Source organism: Negativicoccus succinicivorans (assembly GCF_018373335.1).
GTDB classification, from domain to species: Bacteria; Bacillota; Negativicutes; order Veillonellales; family Negativicoccaceae; genus Negativicoccus; species Negativicoccus succinicivorans_A.
In genome coordinates, this window is the sequence record NZ_JAHAHH010000093.1 from 1 (window position 1) to 4,100 (window position 4,100).

Below are 4,100 nucleotides of genomic sequence, written 5' to 3' on the forward strand. Positions count from 1 at the left end.
ACGATACGATTTGGTGCAGAGTAATAAACTTCTCCAGCCGTTTGCGGCTCTCCCGGTACGATATAAAAAGCAACATTTTCAGGCGGCATTTTCGTCAATTCATATACCAGTTTCGCTCCGTCGCCTGCTGAAATATTACTCGTAAAATGATCCCACGCAAAATATGTATACATGTAGTTTACCCAACTATATTGTTTTTGCAGTTGTGAAAGATATGCTTTCAAAAATCGTTGTTGACGTTTAACACGCCCCAGTTCATCAGCAATAGAGTCGCGATACCGTAAGTAAGCAATCGCTTGATTACCGTCAAGCTCCTGATAACCTTGTGCTAAACGAATAGGTGTGGTCATGCCGTCGTCGTATTCCATGTTTTTTTCTACATAGATTGACACCGGACCACGCGTATCAAGCCAAGATGCAAAGTGCGATTCGTCAACTACTACATAGTAAGGAATAAAAATCTGAAATAAGCGCTCTACCTGCTCTTTTAATGCAGCTATCCCGCCAGCCCTATACGAATCCTTTAAAAGCGGCACGTGTCCGTCTTCGGTCGGTGTTCCCATATTGGGCAAAAGTGAAATCGCAGCTGCGGTTTGTTTTTGAAAGTTAACGGCAATAAGCATGATGGTATCAGCCGTTTGCGGCTCACTTTGATCAATTCCCGTTGCCAAGATATAAATCGGTGTATCTGCCGTTCCCTGTGTCAATTCTTTGGTGCCGTTGTCATGTGCTTTTTGTTGTCCGAACCAATATACAGTACCGACCAAAAGCAAAAAGGACAACAACATGACTATCCATTTTAACCGTGAAAGCCAGCCTCTGCGCTTCTTACGTCGCCGTTTCGGCAGCTTTATTCTTTCATCATTCATGCTTGCTGCGTTTCCTTTATTAAATAATTACGCACATCTACTGTCGGCACATAAATTTCCTGTCCCAAATTCAATAGGTGACGAATAGTCGAATCAATACCGGCCAAGGCGGCTTTGTGCAAATCGGTTTTGGCGAGGGCACGGATCTGTTCTACGCCGTCATATTCACGCGTCGGTTCAATATAATCAGCTACAAATATAAGTAATTCAAGACGGCTCATTGCCACCCGTCCTGTAGTATGATACGCAATTGCGGCAAATTCTACAGGATCCGTAAAACCGAAATTATTTTGGGCGTATACAGCCCCGGCAAGACCGTGCAACAAACTGCGCATATGCCACATCATCGGCGAAATTTGTTGCTTTCGATCCGCCAACAGCTCATGCATTTCTGTAAGTGACATTTCTTTCGCACAATCATGAACCAAGCCACAGCGCTCCGCCTGTTCGGGATCGCCGCCAAATTGTTGCGCCAAAATACTTGCCGTATGAGCAACCCCCAGTGAGTGACAATATCGCTTTTCGGAAAGCAATTCTTTCATTTTTTTGCGAAGTTCTTTGGTAGAAACAGTTTTAACAGTCATAAATTCCCTTTTCTGTCAGCCGGCAACGTACAGCGTCCGGCATTAAATAACGTACGGACTGCCCTGTGCAAAGACGCCTGCGCAAATCTGTCGCGGAGATTTCCAATTGTGGAGTTGCCAAATAATGGATACGCGTTTGCGCTAAATCCCCAAAGCGTTCGGTAAGATGTTGCCAATTGACCTGGTAATGAGGCCGCAACGCACTCACAAAATGGCATAATTCAATCAATTCATCTATGTACTTCCAAGTCGGTAATTGTTCCAGTGTATCGGTACCAACAATAAAATAGAATTCAGTACCGGCGGGATATTGCGTGTGAAAATATCGCAATGTATCTACCGTATAGGACAGTCCTTCCCTCTGCAACTCGACGTCGGAAATGGCAAAATGCGGGTTGTCTGCGATCGCCAAACGTACCATCTCATATCGCAATTCATCCGGTGCGACATCTAAATTTTGTTGTTTATGCGGTGGATGCGAAGCCGGAACAAATACCACTTTGTCCAAATCATATTCTTGCCAGGCCGCTTCCGCTATTACCAAATGGCCAAGGTGAATGGGATTAAATGTCCCACCGAAAATTCCAATTCGTTGCGGCATTATCATAAGCTATCTTCCTATCCCGAGAATTACAATCAACAGCACCAAAAAAACTATGAGTAGTATGTATTCTTTGGTATCATGACGACCTTTTTCAGTTGTGAAATGGTACTTCCACCAAATTTTCCATTTGTGTAACATCATCGTCTTACTTGCCCTGTACTGAAAAGACAATACTTGTATGTACTAAAGCTTCCAACCCTATAGGACTGCATGCATGCAATGTTTGTGTACTGCTCCCAATCTCCGCCCCCGGATCAAATTTAAAATCGTCAGCAAAACGAGTGTAAACATTAGCATACACTACCGCACGTTTACAGGTCTGAAAGTCGCTTTTCACGATTCCGGCAACTCAATCTTGGAATCTTTTTCTTTCGCGCGAAAAAATACACCTATACCGCCGATCTGTTGTACTGTTTCAGCATGCAACACAGATGCTAACGTATTCATTGTGGCATCTTTTTCCGCCGGTGAATTCTGATGAATTTTAACTTTGATCAATTCGCGCTTGGTAATGGCCTTGCGCGCACTCTCGATCACTGTATCTTCTAAACCGTTTTTGCCGATTTGCACCACCGGATCCATATTCATCGCCAATTTTTGTAAAAATTTCTTCTGTCGATTTGTTAACATAATTACTCCTCAAAGGTAAACTCTACTTCTCCGATGCGAACTGTATCGCCTTGTTTCACACCCTGCTCACGCAAAAATTCATCAAGCTCCATATAGCGCCAAATTTTTTGAAAACGAAGAACGGAATAATCGTCATCAAAGTTTGTCATGCCAACCAGTCGTTCGATCCGACGGCCATGTAATTCATAAGCGGCATCATCGCCACGCGTCACCGTAAAATCCGGTTGCGGTGTTTCATCATATATTGCTTCATCAATGACGGCCGGCTCTTCCTGCGATTCCATTGCTACCTCTTGCAAAACCTCCCAGGTTCGCTGCAGCAGTGCGGGAATCCCTTCGCCAGTCGCAGTGGAAATGGGAAAGACTTCGCGACCTTTTTCTGTTTGTATTTTAGTAAACGTCCTCAGCACCTCAACGTCAGACAAAACATCTATTTTATTCGCAACAATTAATTGGCGCTTCTGGGGTAACAGATCACTATACAATGCCAGTTCGGTGTTGATAATTTCAACATCTTCCAATGGATCTCGCCCTTCGGAACCCGTGACATCCACCATGTGCAACAACACTTTACTGCGCTCCACGTGACGTAAGAACTGATGTCCTAAACCGACACCTTTACTGGCACCTTCGATGAGGCCGGGGATATCTGCCATCACGAATTGTCTCTCTTCGTCCAAACGGATTACACCTAAACTCGGCGTAAGTGTAGTAAACGGATACGCGGCCACTTCCGGTTTGGCGGCGGATACTTTGCGAATCAGAGAGGATTTACCCACACTCGGATATCCGATAATTCCCACATCGGCTAACACTTTTAATTCCAAACGCAACCAACGTTCTTGTCCCGGCTCCCCCTGCTCCGCAAATTTCGGCGCCCGATTAGCGCTGGTGGCAAAGCGCGCATTTCCGCGGCCACCGCGGCCGCCCTTAAGTGCAACATACTCTTCGCCGTCCGCTACTAAGTCGGCCAGTAACTTGTCATTTTCGTCATCATACACAGATGTTCCCAAGGGAACATCAATGTATAGATCATTGGCATCTTTGCCAAATTTATTGCTTGATTGTCCGTTTTCGCCCGGTTTCGCTTTGAAAATCCTGCGATAGCGAAAATCAATTAACGTATTCATGTTGCGCGTTGCACGTAAAATAACGGCACCGCCGTGACCGCCGTCGCCACCACTCGGACCGCCTTTCGGCACATACTTTTCACGACGGAAACTGCTCATCCCGTTGCCGCCGGAACCGGATTCTATTAAAATTCTTGCGCGGTCGATAAACATCTTGTTCCGCCTTTCTAAAAAGCGCAGGAAGCGCCTAATGTAATCGTTTCTACTAAATTAATTTCATGTTACATAATTCATTCAAAAAAATCAAATAGAGGCATTTATCGCCTCTATTTGATTTTTTTTA

Annotated in this window: 5 protein-coding genes; all 5 read right to left on the reverse strand. The window is 44.8% G+C overall.

The annotated features are described in order from the left end of the window. A partial coding sequence (locus KH813_RS06165) for an LCP family protein (protein WP_303994477.1) occupies positions 1 to 869 on the reverse strand: 869 nt, incomplete at its 3' end. Continuing rightward, positions 866 to 1,411, reverse strand: coding sequence for a bis(5'-nucleosyl)-tetraphosphatase (symmetrical) YqeK (yqeK, locus tag KH813_RS06170; RefSeq protein ID WP_303994478.1), 546 nt, complete (start codon positions 1,409 to 1,411; stop codon positions 866 to 868). The genes KH813_RS06165 and yqeK, both read right to left, overlap by 4 nt. Before the next feature lie 31 nt (positions 1,412 to 1,442). Next, positions 1,443 to 2,054, reverse strand: coding sequence for a nicotinate-nucleotide adenylyltransferase (gene nadD, locus KH813_RS06175; RefSeq protein ID WP_369694441.1), 612 nt, complete (start codon positions 2,052 to 2,054; stop codon positions 1,443 to 1,445). 336 nt (positions 2,055 to 2,390) lie between these two features. Then, positions 2,391 to 2,687 (reverse strand): YhbY family RNA-binding protein, encoded by a 297-nt coding sequence (locus KH813_RS06180; RefSeq protein WP_303988448.1) that lies wholly within the window; start codon positions 2,685 to 2,687, stop codon positions 2,391 to 2,393. Positions 2,688 to 2,689: 2 nt separating this feature from the next. Beyond that, positions 2,690 to 3,970 (reverse strand): GTPase ObgE, encoded by a 1,281-nt coding sequence (gene obgE, locus KH813_RS06185; RefSeq protein ID WP_303994480.1) that lies wholly within the window; start codon positions 3,968 to 3,970, stop codon positions 2,690 to 2,692. Positions 3,971 to 4,100: the final 130 nt, after the last annotated feature.